This window comes from Burkholderia singularis, from assembly GCF_900176645.1.
GTDB classification, from domain to species: domain Bacteria; phylum Pseudomonadota; class Gammaproteobacteria; order Burkholderiales; family Burkholderiaceae; genus Burkholderia; species Burkholderia singularis.
On sequence record NZ_FXAN01000071.1, the window covers coordinates 1 to 18,414 of the forward strand.

Here is an 18,414-nt window from a genome sequence, read left to right on the forward strand (position 1 = left end):
AAAGCGTTACCGCCGATCGTTTGCGTGGCCGATCTGCGCGCGGCTCAGCCGAAACTTGATGCTGCCAAGAGAGACGCGGCCGCCGCACGGGCCGCCGCATGGGCCGCCGCAGGGGACGCCGCACGGGCCGCCGCAGGGGACGCCGCACGGGCCGCCGCATGGGACGCCGCACGGGCCGCCGCAGGGGACGCCGCATGGGACGCCGCACGGGCCGCCGCAGGGGACGCCGCAGGGGACGCCGCAGGGGACGCCGCATGGGACGCCGCACGGGCCGCCGCAGGGGCCGCCGCATGGGACGCCGCAGGGGCCGCCGCATGGGACGCCGCAGGGGTGAAACTCGAACCGACCGTCAAGCAGCTTCAGGCCAGCGCACACGACCTCTTTTCGCGAATGATCGACGCGGAGTAACAGCCATTGAGGCTTCTTTTCTGATTGAGGATGCGACCGTGTTACAGCCCTATGGAGCTTCAATCGGCAGGACCGAGCAAAACATCAATCGCCGCCTGTCCAGCTATCTCCGCGACAAGGTATGCCCAGCGCCGGGTGAACGGGCCGTTCCGCAGCGATATAGGACGCCCGCGCGCACCGAGAATGCCGAGATTATCGTGCCCCTTTATCTGAACCGTGACATCAAACATATCCGGAGCGGCTGGTGTGAGTTGAACGTCAATTTCGAAGCCTCGGTACTCAATAGTGCGACGCATGACAACCTCCATGAGGTGAATCTCAGCCTAGCACGAATGCAATTCAACCTCCTGACAGCCTGAGGACCACACATGACCACCCAAAACGAAAAGAGCCCCACTCCCAAACAGGCGAGCGAGGCAGCGAACAGTGGTGCTGGCCCTGTCCGCGAAGCTATTGTCGATGCGAACGCTGCGGGCAGCAATGGGACGAGTTCGAAAGTTCAAACCGTTTGGAGCAGCAACAACGAGGACTTCACGTGTTATGAGCTCGACGAACTGCTCGACATGCACGACGACCTCACCATCGGTGCCATCGTGTACTTCGGCGACGTTGCGCCGATTCCGACCAAGCACCTTTGCGACGCAGACGACGTAATCGACTTGATGGGCGAACGCGCATACGACGAAGTCGGCGAGTACGCCGATGGGTATCCGGACGTCACGTCGGAAGCGAAGGCAGAACTCAACGCGCTGCTGGCCCGCTGGATCGAAAAGCACGCGAAACCGACGTTCTACAGAGTCATCAACGTTCGCGAACACATCATCACAGCGGCAGACATGGAGGGCCGGGACCAATGACCACCACCAACCATAGCTGCGCTGATGCGCCCTACAGCGATGCCGAGAAGGCCGAGGACATGCGGATGATGAAGATCGTGCTCGACGATTACACCCGCAACGGAATCGCCACTATGACCGATTCTGAGAAGGTCACTTACCTGTCGGCATCGATGCTGTCGGCATACCAACTGATCCGGAGCGTCGCTGGCGACGAATGGGTGAAGGGCTGGCTCGAATCCGCGCTGTACGACGTGAAGAACAACCCCTGCGCATTCGTGATCCGCAAGCCGTCCTGAATCGAGGTGATTTACATGAACGACCAACAACATAGCCACGCTGATGCGCTGACGGACGAGCAAATCATCGAAGCAGGCTACATGCATACCGTCGATGACGACGAACCACTGTTCGTCTTTGGCCGCCCGGAATTGATCGCACTCGTCCGCGAGCTGATTCCGCCCCCTGTCGAGCAGCACGAAGCAGCGCCGGCCGAAAGCCACGAGTGCGTCTACGAAAACGGCGATGGAATCTGCCGGACATGTGCAGAGCTTGCGAAGCGCGCGAAGCACGAAACCGCGCCGGCTGATGCTGTGACGGCAAACGACCGCGAATTGCTGATTGGCATGATCGACGCTGCGATGGTGGAAATGAAGAACATCGATCCACCATTGAGCCGGTCGGATTGCAAGCGACTAATCTATGCAGCAGTTCTCGCGTGCAATCACGCAGTCCTATCGGGCCAACCCGCACCCTCCGCCCCGCTCGAAGGCACGGGCAATGGGGCGGATGAGCGGGTGGCGTTCCAGAAGTTCTACTACTCCCCAGCGTGCAAGACCATCGACGAATGCGCGCCGATCAGGGGCGCGAATTATTGCGGCGAACCTGAAGAAGAATTCGCATGGCAATTCTGGCAAGCGGCCCGCGCCCATCGCACTGAGGTGGCGGGAGCGATGCCGGAGGGGTGGAAGCTTGTGCCGGAAGTGATCACGCAGCCGATGATGCGCGCCAGCGGTATCGGCTCGCACTCGTGGGGATGCGCTCTCGAAGTCGCTCCGCAGCCTCCCTCCGCAGATGCAGCGGCAGCGCCGGCAGACGAGCGGGCGGCGTTCGGTTATGCCGTCCCTGTAGAGCTGGAACACATGGAGAAGGGCTACCGAAACTCCATGGTGATCTGTCGAAGCAAAGAAGGCGCGTATTCCGTCCCGATCTTTCGTACGTCCGAGGCTCCCCGCGCAGCAGTGCCGACAGCCTGGCAGCAGGCTCTTCCGCAAATCCCCGATCTCGTGAAGAGCATGGCGTGGCTGACGGTCTGCCTGCGCACCGAACTGTCCAGGCTCGACGACACCACGCACAAGGCCCTCGAAGAAGTCGAGGCACAGCTCTGCTGTGTGCGGGCGATCACGAACGGCGCGATCGACTACGAGGCGATGGTTGCCCGCGCGGCACCATCGCAGCCCGCAGCGGCAGCGGGGCAGGCGATAGCCGGGGGAATCGTAGGCGCGTGGGTAACCGATGATGATCGGTCGATCACGGCTGCGCAAAAGCAGAGAGCATTGGCCGATGGCGGTGCAACCGCGTCATCAGTGCGGCCGTATTCGATCCCGTGCTATCTCGATGCCCCGCCCGCGCAGGTCGCCACTCGGCAGGGGCTGACGGACGAGCAGCGCGAGCACGTTGACTACGCGATTCAAGTGCTTCGGCAAGTCGAGGCCGGCGACGGCACATTCGTCGGCCAGTGCGCGGATGCAATTTCCGGGCTCGATACCCTTCTCGAAGGAGCCAAGCGATGAATTGCAATTGCATCGGCGAGATCGAGAAGAAGCTCGCAAAGCGATACGGCGAAGAACTTGGCACGGATGCAACCGCCGATTGTCAATCCTCCGGGTTTGCAATGACGAGCAATTCGGTGGCTGTGATCCACAAAACCGAATTCAAGATCGTCGCCCAAGCCAAAGGGTTCACTCGCGGCAAGCTGGTCCCTGTGCTGTCGAGCTACTGCCCGTTTTGTGGGAAACCAACGAGTGAAGAGGCTAAGCAATGAGCGCCCGCAGGAAGCGCCTGACCCAACGCGAGATCGGGTTCATCCAGGGCGTTGCGTGGGCGGCTGGATTCGTTGAGTCGCAGGGTTGCCACATCGCGCCCGACGAATTGATTCTCCAAAGCGGAATTGAATTACGCGAATTCCGGCACGCAGCCGAGTACGACCTCGACCTGCTCCGCACCGCCAACCCTGACTTAAAACTGCCGAAGGGGAAAGCATGAATAAGCCGCTAACAGTCGATCAACGGCGCACCATCATGGACGCATGCCAGAGCATTTCACGCAGCGCTGATGCGTTTAAGTACGGCTGCTCGATCGATGGTGAGTGGCCCGATTCTGACGACAAAACGTTCTACGAAGCTGAACTGAACCTGCTCGAACGCTTGGTTGGACTGCTCGATTATCCAGGGCAGCCGGAGCCGCGCGCCGAGGTGACGGATACCGAGCGACTCGACTGGTTGATCGCGCAGCAGGCGTGGATTCAGTGGACCGTGCGTGATGGATCGATCCGGCAATGTCAAGTCTACGATCAGGACGAGGATGAGAATTACCACATCCTGTCTGGCGATGATCGTTACTTCAACACACCTCGCGAAGCCATCGACGCCGCTCGCGAAGGAGACGCTTGATGGATGCACGTCCCTTCCTTTTGGCCATGGCAATCGTGTTCGGCGCGCTTATGCTGATTTGTATTTCCGGCATGCTTTAGAGGTAAGTCATGAAAATACCCGGAGTTGAATCAAGCACCGTAAATCGGAAGTGGCGCATGCGTGTACGCCCGTGGCTCAACATAAAGTCGCTAAATCCCGAGTACTCCGTTGAAGTCCATCACCCCGAGTTCAAATGCTGGCTCGCATTGTATGAGAAAAAACGCGGGCTTCTAAGGTTTAAGACTGAGAATGCGGCGCAGGACTTCATCACCGAACTGAAAGCGCGGCCTCAACAAGGATTAAGCCATGAAGATCACCGATGACATGCTGACGGAATGGTTTCCAGCGTCGATTAATCCGGTTCACGAAGGTGAATATGAGACACGTGCACTTACGGCAAGTGGATTGCGACGCAAATTTATAGATGGCCAATGGTGGTATTTTTCAAGACGTAATGGCCGATGGTATCTATCTGAATTCAAAAAATTCCCCGGCGCTGAATGGCGTGGTTTGAAGGAGCCATACCGTGACTGAGTATCAGATCAGGGATTCAATCATCCAGGAATGTGTAAATATATGTGATGAGTTGGTACAAGCCTGGAATCAAGAGCTGCTCGCCTCAACGCACGGCGATGGAAGAGAGCATCACATGGCGGAAGCGACCAACCGATGCGCAGAAAGAATTCTTGCGCTTAAGGCGGCCAGCAATGCCGTCGAGCAAACCAGTCATCGAACCGCGCTCGACAGGGAGGCGATTATCGAAGAATGCGCGAAGGTATGTGACGAACTGGCTCACGAATGGGGTTCGGATGCAGTCGTTATCGATTTGAATTACGCCGGCTGCGATCGCGAAATCAGCCGCCGCGTCGAGCTCGCTTTGACCACGAGGGGAAAATGACCGAAATCACCGAACTGGCTCAAGAAATTGCCGCGCGCCTGACGCCGCACGCACTGTGGGATCTGGCCGAACTGGCGAAATATCTACACCGCAGCGAACAGCACACGCGGCAGTGGATCATCACGCAGGATGGGTTCCCTCGTCCGATCCGCATCCCATCGGGCAAGAGCGTGACCGAGCGGCCCCGGCCGCTCTGGCGCGCGAAGGACGTGATCGCGTGGGCCGAGTCTCACGTCGAAGCCTGATGAAGCTTGTCGGCAAGATCAGCGGCGTGCGGCGCGTAATACACCGCCTGCAGGATGCGCAGGTCTTGGTGGCCGCTGATCTTCGCCAGTTCCATCACGCTGAAAATCTTGGAAAGCCGCGTCAGCGCCTCGCGGCGCGCGTCGTGGAAATGCAGGTCGTCCAGCATCACCGCCTTCTTCGCCTTCGCAAACAGCGCGCTCCGTAGCGCAGGTTCGACGCCGAACACATTCCCCCCGAATTCCTTCCTCAGCGGATCAAGCTGCTTCAGAACGGCAAGCGCGCGCGGCGACAGTGGCACGTCGCGGGCCACGCCGGTCTTCGTGCGCGGCAGGTGCACGTAACGCTTCTTCAGGTCGACCGCATCCCACGTCATCCCCTCGATCTCCCCCGCCCGCATAGCCGTTTCGATTGCGAACACGAGCATCGCGCCGATGCGCGCTGACTTCGTTGCCGGTGTCTCATCGTCTCGATAGCCGAGCCGGCCGAGCAATAGCCCAACTTCCTCATCCGTAATACGCCGCTTCCGCGGCTCAGGCTCGGTCGGGCGCCGCATGCCGGTCAGCGGGCTTTCAGTGATCCATTTCCATTCGTCCCGTGCCGTCGTGAACACGTGCGACAGCAGGTTGATCTCACGCAGCACCGTCGCCGTGCCGACTTTGCCGCGGCCTGCGCTCTCGTCGCCGGCAAGCCGCGCATCGCGCCATCGCCCCATATGCTCGGCCGTCACATCGGCGAGCGGCATCGCAGCTAGGTCAGGAAAATTCCGGATGAACGCGGCGAAGCGAATCGCCTCCCAGCGCGCGGTGCGCTTCGTCGGGCTGACGCGCTTTTCATACTCGCAGAGCGCATCGGCGAGCGTGTGTTTCGTGCCGGGCGTCAGCTTGCCGACGTTGATTTCGTGCTCGATCCGTGTCGCCCAAGCGACAGCGTCCGCCTTGCTTTGGAACGTCTCCGATACGCTTACGCCCTTGCGGCGCACCTGCGCGCGCCAGACGCCGCCGCGCTTCGTATATGTCGCCATCCTGCCCCCTGGTGCAAATCATGGTGCATTTCTGGTGCACGCGGGTGCAAAAATGGCTTGTTTTTGCTACAACGCGGCTACCTTCACGAGGCGGAAAGATAGCACGGAAAGCCTTTGTAGGATTGGGTTTGCTACAGGAGGGATAGCTTGCGCTACAGAATTGGATGGTGCCGGGGACCGGACTCGAACCGGCAAGCCGATTAAGGCGGCGGATTTTCGTCACACCACTTCTTTCGAAGCCGGCGCGCCGCGATGCGCGCGCCGTTCGTGCGCTGGACTATGCCTTCGCCATCGCCCGCATGCGGCGTGTGCCGCATGCGTCACTTTAGGCGCCCCCCGTCTAGTCTCTACACCTTCCCCCCGCGCCGCTTGCGCGCTCGCTTCGGGCTTGGCTCGGCGTTGCCTCGGCGCATCGCGCGCCAGGGGTTTCGCCGAATTTGAAGGGTTCTGCACCGGCCGTTTCCGGCCGGGCACTCAATCGTTTAAGTCCGCTATGTTTACCAATTTCATCACCCCGGCAAGGGCGGAGCGCATTCTACCATCTGTGCGCCACGGCGCCCGCTTTCGTCCCCAATTGCCGCCCCCCCGGCCCGCCACGTTGCGTCAGCAGCGCGCGTCATCAGCTTTTCATCGACGCCCGCGACAATACCGAAGACGAAAACGTTTACATCCCATCACGCCGACCCACGCCATGACGCCGACTATTCGAGATGTCGCCGCGCTTGCCGGCTGTTCGATCGCCACCGTGTCGCGCGCCATCAACGCGCCGCACACTGTCAGCCCGGCCACGCTCGCGAAAATCCGCGCCGCGATCGACACGCTGCGCTTCCGTCCGAACCCTCTCGGCCGGCAGTTGCGCAGCGAGCGCACGCAGTTGATCGGCGTGGTGCTGCCGACGCTGTCCAACCCGGTGTTCGCCGAATGCCTGCATGGCATCGACGAACTCGCATCGCGCGCGGGCTTCAAGCTGATCGTGATGTCGACCGAATACGACACGGCGCGCGAGCGGCATGCCATCGAAACGCTGCGCGCGCAGCGCGTCGAAGGGCTGGTGCTGACCGTCGCCGATGCCGATGCCCATCCGCTGCTCGACGCGCTCGACGACGAAGGCTCCGTCTACGTGCTGATGCACAACGACACGCCGCACCGCCCTTCGGTGGCGGTCGACAATTACCGCGCCGCATACGACGGCGTGCAGATGCTGATCGGCCAAGGCCACCGGCACGTGCTGATGCTCACCGGCTCGCTCGACGCATCGGATCGCGCGCGGCAGCGTGCGCGCGGCTATGCGCAGGCGCTCGCCGATCACGGCCTCGCGCCGCTGGCCGCGCTCGAAGTCGACTTCAACGCTCAGACGCTGCCGCCCGCCGTGCTCGCGCATCTGAGCGCGCCCGCCACGCGCCCGACCGCGCTCTTTTGCAGCAATGACTGGCTCGCAATGGTCGTGATGCGCGGGCTGCGCGATGCGCGCCTGACGGTGCCGCACGATATCTCGGTGCTCGGCTTCGACGGCCTTGCGGTTGGCGAGCTGCTCGCGCCGCCGCTCGCGAGCATCGCAACGCCGAATCGCGAAATCGGCCGCGCCGCGTGGCGGCGCCTGACCGAGCGCATCGCCGGCGAGCGCCATGCGCCGCTCGCGCTGACGCTGCCGCACACGTTGCGCGCGGGCGCGACCGTCGCGCCGCCTCGCGACGCGCACGCGCCGAGGCTCGTGTGATGCCGCCGCGGCGCCCTCCCGCCACCGCCGCGCCGACGCCGTCTCGGCACGCCGCGCGCCGCGCCGCCCATGCCGCCCCGATCATCGATCGCCCATGCCTGCCCACTCAAGGAGACCTGCCGTGACTGTCCGCCGTTCGCTATTTCCGCGCCTGCCGCGCGCCGCGCTGCGCCGCGCCTGCGCCACCGCGCTGATGACGCTTGCCGCATCCGCACTGTCGGCCGCCGCACCCTCCGCGCACGCGGACGAAACCGCGATCTGCTACAACTGCCCGCCCGAATGGGCAGACTGGGCCGCGCAGATCGCGGCGATCAAGCAGAACACCGGCATTCGCGTACCGTTCGACAATAAAAACTCCGGCCAGGCGATTGCGCAGCTCATCGCCGAAGCGAAAAGCCCGGTCGCGGACGTCGTCTATCTCGGCGTGTCGTCGGCATTCCAGGCCAAGGACAAAGGCGTGATCGCGCCTTACAAGCCCGCGCACTGGAACGACGTCCCGGCAAACCTGAAAGATCCGCAGGGCTACTGGTTCGCGATCCATTCGGGCACGCTCGGCTTTTTCGTCAACAAGGACGCACTCGACGGCAAGCCGGTGCCGCGCTCGTGGGCCGATCTGCTCAAGCCCGAGTACAAGGGCATGGTTGGCTATCTCGATCCGTCGAGCGCGTTCGTCGGCTATGCGGGCGCGGTTGCGGTGAACCAGGCGCTGGGCGGCAGCCTCGACAACTTTCAGCCGGCGCTCGACTGGTTCCGCAAGCTCAGGGCGAACCAGCCGATCGTGCCGAAGCAGACCGCCTATGCACGCGTGCTGTCGGGCGAGATTCCGATTCTGATCGACTACGACTTCGACGCGTATCGCGCGAAATATAAGGATCGCGCAAACGTCGAATTCGTGATTCCGAGCGAGGGCACGATCTCGGTGCCCTATGTGATGAGCCTCGTCAAAGGCGCACCGCATGACGCGAACGGCAAGAAGGTGCTCGATTTCGTGCTGTCCGACGCGGGGCAGAAGCTGTGGGCCAACGCGTATCTGCGGCCAGTGCGCGCGCAGGCGCTCGCCGCCGACCTCGCGGCGAAGTTCCTGCCCGCCAGCGAATACGCGCGCGCGAAAAGCGTCGATTTCGGCAAGCTCGCGGCCGGCCAGCAAGCGTTCGGCCAGCGGTATCTTCAAGTGATGCAATGAATATTTCGTCACCCTGACGATTTGACGATTGGAAGGCGCTCTTCGATGTCCGATCTCACGTTTCCCGTGCGCTGGCGCATCGCGCTCGTCGCACCCGCGCTCGCGGTGTTCGCCGCGTTCTGGCTGTTGCCGATGGCCGCGCTCGTTCGCTTGTCCGGCGGCGACGCGTTCGCCGATGCATACGTCGCGCTGCTGTCGAACGCGCGCTATATGAAGAGCCTTGCGGCCACGCTCGCGCTGTCGGCGGCCGTCACGCTCGTCACGCTCGTGCTGTCGACGCTCTCCGGGCTGTTGCTCGCGCGCCGCGAATTCGCGTTCAAGCGCGCGCTGATCGCACTGCTGACGTTTCCGCTCGCGTTCCCGGGCGTCGTCGTCGGCTTCATGGTGATCATGCTCGGGGGGCGGCAAGGCCTGATCGGCATGCTGAGCGCGAAGCTCACCGGCAGCAAGTGGGTGTTCGCGTATTCCGTCGCGGGGCTCTTCGCCGGTTATCTGTATTTCTCGATTCCGCGCGTGATCGTCACGGTGATCGCCACCGCGTCGAAACTCGATGCGTCGCTGGAGGAGGCGGCGCGCTCGCTTGGCGCATCGCCGCTGCAAGTGTTGCGCGACATCGTGCTGCCCGCGCTCGCGCCCGGCCTCGCCGCCGCGGGCGCGATCTGCTTTGCGACCGCGATGGGCGCATTCGGCACCGCCTTCACGCTCGCCACCGATCTGAACGTGCTGCCGATGACGATCTACACGGAGTTCACGCTGAACGCGAACGTCGCGGCCGCCGCGGGATTGTCGATCGTGCTCGGGCTCGTCACATGGACGGTGCTCGCGCTCGCGCGCAGCGTGAGCGGCCAGACGGCCGCCGCCTGCGCATGACCGCGCGAGCCGCGAGGATTCGACGATGAACGCTCCCGCCCCTGCCCACCGCACCGCGCGCCGCGCACCGAACTGGCTGGCCGCGATCCAATGGGCGGTCACGCTCGCGCTCGGCGCCTTCCTGATCGTGCCCGTTGCGATGTCGGTGCTCGCCGGGCTCACAGTCAACTATTTCCACGGGCTGTCGAGCGGCCTCACGCTGCGCTGGCTCGGCCAGGTGTGGACGCAATATCGCGATTCGGTTTTCCTGTCGCTCGAGATCGCGTTCGCGACGCTCGCCATCACGCTCGTCACCGGCGTGCCCGCCGGCTACGCGCTCGCGCGCAGCCGCGGCCGCGCATCGCGGCTCATCGAGGAAGCGCTCGTGCTGCCCGTGGCATTGCCGGGCCTCGCTTCCGCGCTCGCGCTGCTTACCGTCTACGGCGGCTGGTCCGCGTTCCGCACCAGTCCGTGGTTCATCGTCGCCGGGCATGTCGTGTTCACGCTGCCGTTCATGGTGCGCGCGGTCGCGGCGGTCGCCGCGCGAGCCGATCTGCGCACGCTCGAGGAAGGCGCGGCCAGTCTCGGCGCTTCGTTCGCCGTGCGCTTCGCGAGCGTCGTGCTGCCGAATTTGCGCGACGGCATCGTCGCCGGCGGGCTCGCCGTGCTGACGCTGTCGATCGGCGAATTCAACCTGACGTGGATGCTGCATACGCCCGACACGAAAACGCTGCCGGTCGGGCTGGCCGATACCTACGCGTCGCTGCGGCTCGAAATCGGCAGCGCGTACACGATCCTGTTCCTGCTGATGACACTGCCGCTGCTGATCGCGATGCAGCGGCTCGGCGTCGATCCGACCGGCGCACGCAGCGGTGCGCGCCGTCGCCGCGCACTCGGCGTGCCGAGTGCCGGCAAGCGCGAGGCGCGGCGCGCCCCGCGTTTGGCGCGCCGATAAACGCCGGCTGCATCGCGCGGGCCATCGGTTGTCGACTGTGGACAGCCGAATGTCGATTGCCAACCACCGACTACCGGCCACCGACCACCGACCACCGATTGCCGATTGCCGATTGCCGATTGCCGATTGCCGACCATGACGATGAAACTCGAATCCGTTCCGATCACTTTGTCCCGCTGCGCGAAAACCTTCCACGGCACACGCGTGCTCGAACCGCTCGATCTCACGATCCGCGCGGGCGAAACGCTCGTGCTGCTCGGCCCGTCCGGCTGCGGCAAAACGACGACGCTGCGCCTGATCGCCGGGCTCGACATCCCCGATGCGGGCGGCGCGATCGTCTTCGGTAACGAAGACGTGACCGCCAGGCCGATCGACAAGCGCGGCGTCGGCATGGTGTTTCAAAACTACGCGCTGTTTCCGAATCTGTCGGTGCGCGGCAACGTCGGCTACGGGCTGAAGATTCGCAAGATGCCGCCCGCCGTGCTGCGCGCGCGGGTCGACGAGCTGCTCGCGATGATGCGGCTCGAAGCGCATGCGGACAAACCCGTCGACGCGCTGTCGGGCGGCCAGCGTCAGCGCGTCGCGCTGGCGCGCGCGCTCGCGGTGCGCCCGCGCGTGCTGCTGCTCGACGAGCCGCTGACCGCGCTCGATGCGCAACTGCGCGACACGTTGCGCCGCGAAATGAACGCGTTGCTGCGCGCGCTCGGCGTGACGACCGTTTACGTCACGCACGACCAGGCCGAGGCGATGGAACTCGCCGACCGGATCGTCGTGATGAGCGCGGGCAGAATCGAGCAGATCGGCACGCCGCGCGACATCTACTACCGTCCGGCGAACCGCGCGGTCGCGCGCTTCATCGGCACGCTGAACCGTCTCGAAGGCGCGTGGCGCGACGGCGCGCTCGTCACGACAGGCGGCGTGATCGCCGCCGCCGTGCCGGCCAGCGAATTATTCTTTCGGCCGGAGGATGCGCGCATCGTCGCCCCGGACGCAGCCGCGCTGCGCGGCCGGATCGCGCACTGCGCGTTTCTCGGTGAGCGCACGCGCGTCACCGTCGAGCATGCCGCGCCCGATGCGCTCGTCGTCGACATGCCCGGGCGCATCGATTTCGCATGTGGCACGGCGGTCGGCATCGAGATCGCGCCCGAAGGCCTGCTCGCGCTCGGCTGACGCACGGCCGTCAACACTGGCACACTGGCCACCACACCGGCCGCCACAAAGAACCACAAGGAACGACGATGCTGCTTGCCCATATCAGCGATCTGCACATCAAACGGCCCGGTGCGCTCGCGTATCGGCGCGTCGACACCGCCGCGCATTTCACGCGCTGCGTCGCGCGGCTCAATGCGCTGACGCCGCGTCCGGACGCGGTGCTGATCACCGGCGATCTGACCGACTTCGGCACCGACGACGAATATGCGCATCTGAAATCGCTGCTCGCGCCGCTGGAGATGCCGTATTACCTGCTCGTCGGCAATCACGACGATCGCGCGGCGTTGCGGCGCGCGTTCGTCGAGCGGGCGGAATTGCACACGGGCGGCGAGTTCGTGCAGTACACGATCGACGCCGGGCCGCTGCGCGTGATCGCGCTCGATTCGCAGATGCCGGGCACGAGCGGCGGCACGCTGTGCGACGCGCGGCTCGCATGGCTCGAAGCCGAACTGGACGCGGCGCGCGCGCGGCCGGTCGTGGTCGCGCTTCATCATCCACCGTTCGTCTCCGGCATCGAGCACATGGATGCGATGCGGCTCGCCCCGCCCGACGCCGGCCGCCTCGACGCGCTGCTGCGACGCCACCCGAACGTCGAACGCGTGCTGTGCGGGCACGTGCACCGCGCGATGTTCGCGCGCTTCGGCGGAACGATCGCCTCGGCGGTGCCCGCGCCCGCGCATCAAGTCACATTCGATCTGGGCCGCGACGGCCCGTCGTCGTTCACGATGGAGCCGCCCGCGTTCGCCGTGCATCGCTACGCGCCGGCAACCGGCATGACGTCGCATCACGTCTATGTCGATGCGAGCGACGGGCCGTATCCGTTCTTCGATCCGGCCGGCGGGTTGATCGACTGACTGCCGGTGCCGCGTAGCGCAGCGCGCCGCGGCCGGCATCGCCTGGCGCGCGGCCCCGGTCGGCACACGCGCCGCCCCATATGCGCAGACCGCGTCGACAGACAAGCCGGCCTCATCAACAGGCCGGCCCCATAGACAGGTCGATCCGCTCATCGGGCATCGTGCGCGCCGCGCAAGCGCCGCCGGCATCCGCGCAAGCGCACGCCGCGCACGCCGCACGCCGCGCTCGGCACGCAGGCCCGCTCGGCGCCGGTTCAGCGCCGGCTGCCGAACCGGTCGAAGACGGCAAGCAGATCGGCCAGCGCCTGCCTGCACGCCGCGGCTTGCGGCTTGTCGGCGCGCAGTGCCGCGAGCGCGCGGTCGATCGCGTCGTCGACCGTATGCCAATCGGCCGCGGCCCGCGGTTTCAGCGACGGCTCGGCGTCGTCCCATGACGTCTCCAGATCCTTGATGCGCGCCTTCGCGCCGGCGAGATCGCCTGTGTCGACGAGCTTGGCCGTATCGGCGGCAATCGCCCGGAACGGCGACAAATCGCCGAGTTTCGACGCGACGGCCGCTTCGGCCGACAGCAGCGCGACGGCACCGTGCCGCGACACGCTGCCGATACCGAATGCGGCGCCCGCGAGCACCGGAGCAAGGGCGAATGCGACGAGCTTGCGCTTGTTCATGCTGTTTCTCCACGAATGAATCGAATGATTTGAAGCAATGCGGCGCACATGGCGCATGCGGCGCAGGCGTCTGGCCCGGCCGTCTGCGGCATGCGTTCAGCGCCGTTGCGGCGACGCGCCGGGCTGGCCGCCGCGCACGGCGGCCACCGACAAGCCCGCGACGAGCACGACGATGACCGCGACAAACGCGGCGCTCGTCTTGATCGTGCCGAGCCCAAGGCCGCCGTACATCTGCGCCTGCGACAGAAAATCGCCCAGCGACGCGCCAAGCGGGCGCGTGAGGATGTACGCGAGCCAAAACACAAGCACACGGTTCATCCCGAGCGCCGCGGCCACGGCGGCGAGCGCGATCGCGCCGCCGAACGCCACGATCCCAAGCCGGAAACCGAGACCGAGCGCCTCGGTCGCGAGATCGCCCGCCGCGGTGCCGAGCGCGAACGTCAGCAGGATCGCGGCCCAGTAGAACCCCTCGCGGCGCGGCGTGACGATCGTGTGAATCGACAGCGTGCGTTCGCAGCGATACCAGAGCGCGAACGTCACCGCGAGCGCCGCGGCGAACAGCGGCGTGCTGACGTAGAGGCTGACGCCGAGGCCGTCGGTCAGCGCGTCGGTGATCTGCGTGCCGGCCACGCTGACGAGCACGATCGCCAGCCAATACCGCCACGGCACATAGGCGCGCGCGCGCAACTGGAGCGCCAGCGCGGCACTCAGCAGGCACGCCGTCAGCACGCCCGTGACGGCCGCGCCCAGCCCGACGTGCACCGCCAGATAATCGGCGCCGGTCTCGCCGACCGTCGTCGACATGATCTTGATGACCCAGAAGGCCAGCGTGACCTCCGGAACCTTGTTGAGCATGCCGGGGGCGGCATGCGAACGGATCGCAGGATTCATCGGACTCTCCTTGTCTCGCGGCGTGAATCGCATCGTGCGAGCCGTGCCGCTACGGCACCGGCGGGTGCCGCCGGCGCTCGAGGCTCGCTTGGACGCCACTATGCGAGCCGCGCGCTTAAGACCAGCTTAACGAAGCGGCCGTCAGCGGATTTTCGTGGCCTCCGGTATGATCGGCGCTCCGGCCTTGCGCCGTCCCGACTCACCGGCCCAGCCCGGCCGCGCATGCCGCGCGGCCGGGCGCGCCGATTCTTCCGTACACGCGTCATGTCCGCCTCGAACCCTGTTTTCGCCGATGCGTCGCGCCGCGACTCGCGCGGCTTGTTGCTGCTGCTCGCGATCATCGCGGGCGTTTGCGTCGCGAACATCTATTACAACCAGCCGCTGCTCGACAGCTTTCGCCTATCGTTTCCGGGCGACGCAGCATGGATCGGCGTCGTGCCGACCGCCACGCAGCTCGGCTACGCGACCGGCATGTTCGTGCTCGCGCCGCTCGGCGACCGCTTCGACCGGCGCACGCTGATGCTGGTGCAGATCGCCGGGCTGTCGCTCGCGCTCGTCGCCGCCGCCACGGCGCCGACGCTCGCCGTGCTCGCGGCCGCGAGCCTCGCGATCGGCATCCTCGCCACGGTCACGCAGCAGGCCGTGCCGTTCGCCGCCGAGATCGCGCGGCCCGCCGAGCGCGGGCAGGCAGTCGGCACCGTGATGAGCGGGCTGTTGCTCGGCATCCTGCTCGCGCGCACCGCGGCTGGCTTCGTCGCCGAATATTTCGGCTGGCGCGCGGTGTTCGGCGCGTCGGTCGCGGCGCTCGCCGCGCTCGCGGCCGTGATCGCGATGCGCCTGCCGCGCAGCACGCCGACGTCGACGCTGCCATACGGCAAGCTCCTCGCATCAATGTGGCAGCTCGCGCGCGAATTGCGCGGGCTGCGCGAAGCATCGGCAACCGGCGCGGCGATCTTTGCCGCGTTCAGCGCGTTTTGGCCGGCGCTCACGTTGCTGCTCGCCGGCGCACCGTTTCATCTCGGCCCGCAGGCAGCGGGGCTGTTCGGCATCGTCGGCGCATGCGGCGCGCTCGCCGCGCCCTATGCAGGCCGCTTCGCGGACAAGCGCGGCCCGCGCGCGATCGTGACACTCGCGATCGCGCTCGTCGCCATATCGTTCGTGATTTTCGCGTTGTCGGGGACGAGCCTCGTTGGGCTCGTGATCGGCGTGATCGTGCTCGACATCGGCGTGCAGGCCGCGCAGATCTCGAATCAATCGCGCATCTACGCACTCAAGCCCGAAGCGCGCAGCCGCGTGAACACGGTCTACATGGTCTGCTATTTCGTCGGTGGCGCGATCGGCTCGTGGGCGGGCGTTACCGCATGGCGCGCGACGGGATGGCTTGGCACGTGCGCGGTGGGGTTGCTGTTCGCGCTCGTCGCGGCGTTCGTTCACTACAAAGGCCGGGCGGATACAGCGTAAGCGCGCGCGGCGAGGCGCTTGGCTGGGGCTTCAAGTCTTCGGATCAAGTCTTCGGAACGTTTGAAGGCCCGGAGTTCGACGAGCGACCTTCGAATCGTGTCGACGCTGCTCAACGCGTGTGGCATCGAGCCGCCGAGTCGCATCTCGAATCCTAACGAGCCGTTCCGGACGATTCGCCGCGCAGCGACGAATACTGCGCATCCATACCGCAAACCGCCGGGCCGCAATCAGCGCGCCGCGGCCAACGGCAAGCGCGAGCCGCCCGCGACCGCCGGACTGCATGAACGCGCGCAACGGCCGGCGCCCGCCGGCGCGCTGCGCGTGAACGCTACCGCGGCTTACTGCGGCTGCTTGCGCGCCGGATCGAAGATGAACGACAGGCCGACGCTGCCGAGAATCGCCACCGTCGCGATCACGGTCGCGAGCGTCACCGGCTCGCCGAGCAGCAGCGCGCCAAGCGCGACGGCCACGACCGGGTTCACGTACATGCAACTGCTCGCGATGATCGGGCTCGTATGGCGGATCAGATAACCATACGCGACATACGCAGCCATCGTGCCTGCAAGCATCAAATAAACGAACGCGGTGCCGGGCAGCAACGCGACGTGCTCGATGCGCTCGCCAAGCAGCCACGCAATCACCGTCGAGGCCGCGCCGCCCAAGCCGATTTGCAGCGCCGTCGATAAAAACAGATCCCGCGGCAGCGCGAGCCGTGCGGCCAGATGCGCGCCGCCCGCCCAGAACAGCGCGCCCGCGAGCACCGTAATACTGCCGAGCGTCGAGCCGGGCGACGACGCGCCGCCCGAATTCAACACGATGATGCCGGCCATCCCGAGCCCGACGGCCGTCCACTCGCCGGCGGTGACGCGCCGCCCGGCAATCGACGCGATCACGGTCGCGAACAGCGGCACGGTCGCGACCATCACGGCCGCCGAGCCGCTGCTGACGGTTCGCATCCCGAGCGCGATGAATCCCGACGACAGCGTGACGAGCATCGTGCCCACCAGCACCGCGTTGCGGACTTCGACAAACGTCGGCCAGACGGGGCGCCGCCGCATCGCGAAGATGAACAGCCCGATCCCCGCGAGCAGATTGCGCAGCCCGGACAGCATCAGCGGCGGAAACGAGCCGAGCGCGACATGCAGCGCGAGATAGGTCGAGCCCCACGCGAAATAGATGAACGTCAGCGCCAGCGCCACCCGGCCGCCGCGGCTGCGCGGCAGACGAGGCGGATGGCGCTTGACGAACGCGAGCAAACGGTCGAATGGCGTCATCGGTCAGCTTGCCTGCGCGAGATTGCGCATATCGGCGCAAAGCGCGATATGGCCTGCCGGGCAAATCGCCTGAAGGACAGCGGCGGATGACTGTATGCGAAACGGCGGGACGAGACGTGCGACGGCAAGCATGACCGATGATGGCGGAAGAGGATTGAAGAGCTTGAACGAAAACGGGCGCGGCCGAATGGCACGACGCCGCGCGGACATTATGCATTAAGGAATAGAAAATAATTGTCAAGCCGATTCGAATGCGCATTCGGTGATGTTTCGGCGCGACATTTCATGGGTGCGAATGCTGTCTTCGATCCACGGCCGATATCGGCAAGCTGCCGCAGCGCTCCATCGCCATCATCGCGATACGCCGTTGTCGCATTTGCGCTATTTATTGTCGCTTTTCAGTAGGCACGGCCGTGGCCAGCGAGTTCGCGCACAAACCCAGATCGACCGCCTGCAACACCTCGCCCGTGCCGGCATCCTCGGCGAACGCGACAATGCCGTAACGCGCCGCATCGCGCATGCGCCAGCCGTCGGGATACGGCAGGCTGCGCCGCACGTCGAGCCTTACCGCCGGCGCAGGCGCAGGCACTGTCGACACGAGCGGGCCGAGCCATTGCCGCACGACGCGCTCATGACGCAACGTCGCCCCGCGGTTCTCGCCCGCGCGCACGTCCGACGTCAAGCCGTTCTCGTACAACGCGACATAGGCGTTGAGCGCGCGCGGCGCGCCGTCGCGCGCGAGCACCGACAGCGCGACATCGAGCGCGTGCGGACCCGGTATCGCCGCCAGCGCAATCCCGATACGCGCGGGCTGCGCCGCCGTCGCGGCGACACGCCGCGCGAACGCGTCCACATCCCGCCAGTCGCGCATTTCACGGCCAGCCACCGCGATTTCCGGCGTATAGACGACGCCGCCGCCGTACTTGGCCGCCAGCGCGGCCTGCCGCTCGGCGAAGCGATGCTGCGCGAAGCGATCCGCCCAGCCGAGGCCATCCCAGTAATCGACGTGCAGCGCGAGCGGCACGACACGCAACGCCGTGCGCTGCGCGGCGAGCCGCGCGAGCCAGCCGTCGGCGCTCGGGCAACTGCTGCACCCCTCGCTCGTATAGAGTTCGACGAGCACTTGCCGGCTGGCCCCGCTGCGCGCAGCGCACACGGCGCCTGCCGCATCGGCGGCGCAGGCCGCGCCGAACGCGAGTGCCGCGACGGCAATGCGCATCGAGACCGGAAGCCACTGCGGCAACATGG

The 18,414-nt window shown here is 65.7% G+C and carries 22 protein-coding genes and 1 pseudogene; 17 read left to right on the forward strand and 6 right to left on the reverse strand.

All coding sequences use genetic code 11. The annotated features are described in order from the left end of the window. A pseudogene (locus BSIN_RS26525) lies at nt 1–408 on the forward strand (hypothetical protein); the annotation flags it as partial. 59 nt (nt 409–467) lie between these two features. Here BSIN_RS26525 and BSIN_RS15500 read toward each other — a convergent pair. After that, a complete protein-coding gene (locus tag BSIN_RS15500) occupies nt 468–704 on the reverse strand; it encodes a hypothetical protein (protein ID WP_089341191.1) in 237 nt (78 codons plus the stop codon). A 72-nt stretch (nt 705–776) separates the two neighbouring features. On the opposite strand from BSIN_RS15500, the gene BSIN_RS15505 reads away from it, so the two are divergent. The 9 genes from BSIN_RS15505 (at nt 777) to BSIN_RS15545 (ending at nt 5,080) form a co-directional block, all read left to right on the forward strand. After that, the gene (locus BSIN_RS15505; RefSeq protein ID WP_256583822.1) at nt 777–1,265 is read left to right on the forward strand and encodes a hypothetical protein; all 489 of its coding nucleotides are present in this window, start codon (nt 777–779) and stop codon (nt 1,263–1,265) included. Next, the gene (locus BSIN_RS15510; RefSeq protein ID WP_089341163.1) at nt 1,262–1,543 is read left to right on the forward strand and encodes a hypothetical protein; all 282 of its coding nucleotides are present in this window, start codon (nt 1,262–1,264) and stop codon (nt 1,541–1,543) included. Before BSIN_RS15505 ends, BSIN_RS15510 begins: the two co-directional genes overlap by 4 nt. Before the next feature lie 15 nt (nt 1,544–1,558). Beyond that, entirely contained in the window at nt 1,559–3,037 is a 1,479-nt protein-coding gene (locus tag BSIN_RS15515; protein WP_089341164.1) for a hypothetical protein, read from the forward strand. Further along, nucleotides 3,034–3,288 carry a hypothetical protein gene (locus tag BSIN_RS15520; protein ID WP_089341165.1) on the forward strand — a complete coding sequence of 85 codons (255 nt, stop codon included), beginning with the start codon at nt 3,034–3,036 and terminating at the stop codon, nt 3,286–3,288. Before BSIN_RS15515 ends, BSIN_RS15520 begins: the two co-directional genes overlap by 4 nt. Beyond that, nucleotides 3,285–3,509 carry a hypothetical protein gene (locus BSIN_RS15525; protein WP_089341166.1) on the forward strand — a complete coding sequence of 75 codons (225 nt, stop codon included), beginning with the start codon at nt 3,285–3,287 and terminating at the stop codon, nt 3,507–3,509. Before BSIN_RS15520 ends, BSIN_RS15525 begins: the two co-directional genes overlap by 4 nt. Next, complete coding sequence (locus tag BSIN_RS26530) at nt 3,506–3,916, forward strand: hypothetical protein (protein WP_256583823.1); 411 nt, start codon at nt 3,506–3,508, stop codon at nt 3,914–3,916. The genes BSIN_RS15525 and BSIN_RS26530 overlap by 4 nt, the downstream gene beginning before the upstream one ends. 327 nt (nt 3,917–4,243) lie before the next feature. Next, nucleotides 4,244–4,471 (forward strand): hypothetical protein, encoded by a 228-nt coding sequence (locus BSIN_RS25430; protein WP_143757467.1) that lies wholly within the window; start codon nt 4,244–4,246, stop codon nt 4,469–4,471. After that, nucleotides 4,464–4,835 (forward strand): hypothetical protein, encoded by a 372-nt coding sequence (locus BSIN_RS15540; protein WP_143757468.1) that lies wholly within the window; start codon nt 4,464–4,466, stop codon nt 4,833–4,835. The genes BSIN_RS25430 and BSIN_RS15540 overlap by 8 nt, the downstream gene beginning before the upstream one ends. Further along, nucleotides 4,832–5,080, forward strand: a complete 249-nt coding sequence (locus tag BSIN_RS15545) for a helix-turn-helix transcriptional regulator (RefSeq protein ID WP_089341169.1) — start codon at nt 4,832–4,834, stop codon at nt 5,078–5,080. The genes BSIN_RS15540 and BSIN_RS15545 overlap by 4 nt, the downstream gene beginning before the upstream one ends. On the opposite strand, the gene BSIN_RS15550 is transcribed toward BSIN_RS15545, so the two are convergent. Further along, complete coding sequence (locus BSIN_RS15550; protein ID WP_256583824.1) at nt 5,065–5,823, reverse strand: site-specific integrase; 759 nt, start codon at nt 5,821–5,823, stop codon at nt 5,065–5,067. The two genes, BSIN_RS15545 and BSIN_RS15550, sit on opposite strands and share 16 nt — an antisense overlap. A 970-nt stretch (nt 5,824–6,793) precedes the next feature. Between BSIN_RS15550 and BSIN_RS15560 the strand changes: the two genes are divergently transcribed. The 6 genes from BSIN_RS15560 to BSIN_RS15585 all read left to right on the forward strand — a co-directional run bounded on the left by BSIN_RS15560 (nt 6,794) and on the right by BSIN_RS15585 (nt 12,872). After that, nucleotides 6,794–7,819: a LacI family DNA-binding transcriptional regulator gene (locus tag BSIN_RS15560; protein ID WP_089341193.1), complete on the forward strand. Its 1,026-nt coding sequence runs from the start codon at nt 6,794–6,796 to the stop codon at nt 7,817–7,819. Between the two features lie 121 nt (nt 7,820–7,940). Continuing rightward, nucleotides 7,941–9,002: an ABC transporter substrate-binding protein gene (locus BSIN_RS15565; protein ID WP_089341171.1), complete on the forward strand. Its 1,062-nt coding sequence runs from the start codon at nt 7,941–7,943 to the stop codon at nt 9,000–9,002. Between the two features lie 45 nt (nt 9,003–9,047). Beyond that, nucleotides 9,048–9,872: an ABC transporter permease gene (locus BSIN_RS15570; protein WP_089341172.1), complete on the forward strand. Its 825-nt coding sequence runs from the start codon at nt 9,048–9,050 to the stop codon at nt 9,870–9,872. Nucleotides 9,873–9,897: 25 nt separating this feature from the next. Further along, a complete protein-coding gene (locus BSIN_RS15575) occupies nt 9,898–10,806 on the forward strand; it encodes an ABC transporter permease (protein WP_143757469.1) in 909 nt (302 codons plus the stop codon). Between the two features lie 141 nt (nt 10,807–10,947). Continuing rightward, a complete protein-coding gene (locus tag BSIN_RS15580) occupies nt 10,948–11,976 on the forward strand; it encodes an ABC transporter ATP-binding protein (RefSeq protein ID WP_089341195.1) in 1,029 nt (342 codons plus the stop codon). 68 nt (nt 11,977–12,044) lie between these two features. Beyond that, the gene (locus BSIN_RS15585; RefSeq protein WP_089341173.1) at nt 12,045–12,872 is read left to right on the forward strand and encodes a phosphodiesterase; all 828 of its coding nucleotides are present in this window, start codon (nt 12,045–12,047) and stop codon (nt 12,870–12,872) included. A 254-nt stretch (nt 12,873–13,126) separates the two neighbouring features. Here BSIN_RS15585 and BSIN_RS15590 read toward each other — a convergent pair whose 3' ends face one another. Both BSIN_RS15590 and BSIN_RS15595 read right to left on the reverse strand, forming a co-directional pair. Then, complete coding sequence (locus tag BSIN_RS15590) at nt 13,127–13,540, reverse strand: histidine kinase (RefSeq protein WP_089341174.1); 414 nt, start codon at nt 13,538–13,540, stop codon at nt 13,127–13,129. Nucleotides 13,541–13,636: 96 nt separating this feature from the next. Further along, entirely contained in the window at nt 13,637–14,395 is a 759-nt protein-coding gene (locus BSIN_RS15595; protein WP_173678696.1) for a COG4705 family protein, read from the reverse strand. A 300-nt stretch (nt 14,396–14,695) separates the two neighbouring features. On the opposite strand from BSIN_RS15595, the gene BSIN_RS15600 reads away from it, so the two are divergent. Continuing rightward, entirely contained in the window at nt 14,696–15,892 is a 1,197-nt protein-coding gene (locus tag BSIN_RS15600; protein WP_089341176.1) for an MFS transporter, read from the forward strand. 338 nt (nt 15,893–16,230) lie between these two features. Here BSIN_RS15600 and BSIN_RS15605 read toward each other — a convergent pair whose 3' ends face one another. Together BSIN_RS15605 and BSIN_RS15615 are read right to left on the reverse strand one after the other, a co-directional pair. Then, nucleotides 16,231–17,166, reverse strand: coding sequence for an EamA family transporter (locus tag BSIN_RS15605; RefSeq protein WP_089341177.1), 936 nt, complete (start codon nt 17,164–17,166; stop codon nt 16,231–16,233). Between the two features lie 385 nt (nt 17,167–17,551). Then, the gene (locus BSIN_RS15615; RefSeq protein ID WP_089341179.1) at nt 17,552–18,412 is read right to left on the reverse strand and encodes a DUF1223 domain-containing protein; all 861 of its coding nucleotides are present in this window, start codon (nt 18,410–18,412) and stop codon (nt 17,552–17,554) included. Nucleotides 18,413–18,414 lie beyond the last annotated feature (2 nt).